Below are 467 nucleotides of genomic sequence, written 5' to 3'. Positions count from 1 at the left end.
AAGCCGCCGGCCGTGTGCGCGCGCAGCGTGCCGTTCATGCGGTTGCGGCGGCGCGTATGCAGCTCGATGCCGAGCAGGCCGATCGCCGCGCCTTCGTACAGGCCGGGCGCGGCCGGATCGGCGGGATCGACGCCGGCCTCGACATGCAGCCGCCCCGGCTCGGGCGACTGCATGAAGCCGGGATGGCCGCTCAGGAAGCTCGCCCAGGCATCGCCGCGTTCATCGACGGCACCGAACGCGATGAAGGGCAACTGCGCGTAGAACTCGCGATGCTGGTCCGGCATGTAGTCGCGCACCACGCGCTGGCCCACCTCGTGCATCTTGCCGGCCACGCCGGTCCTGCGCTGGATCGCCAGCTCGCCCTCGTGCCAGGGCGACGCGGTTTCGGTGTGCGTGAGCTTCATGCCAGGACTCCCGGGAAATTGCGTGTCGTTCAGGCGGCCAGGCCGACCGGCGTCTTGCGGAAC

1 pseudogene is annotated in these 467 nt (G+C 70.7%); it reads right to left on the bottom strand.

The window, feature by feature from the left end:
* A pseudogene (locus FQ755_RS14300) lies at positions 1 to 404 on the bottom strand (FAD-binding oxidoreductase); the annotation flags it as partial.
* Positions 405 to 467 lie beyond the last annotated feature (63 nt).

Origin of the sequence: Paraburkholderia sp. BCC1885, from assembly GCF_900996235.1 — a bacterium.
Taxonomy (GTDB): domain Bacteria; phylum Pseudomonadota; class Gammaproteobacteria; order Burkholderiales; family Burkholderiaceae; genus Paraburkholderia.
Note: the sequence above shows the minus strand (reverse complement) of the source record. Positions and strands in the feature narration are given on the sequence as shown.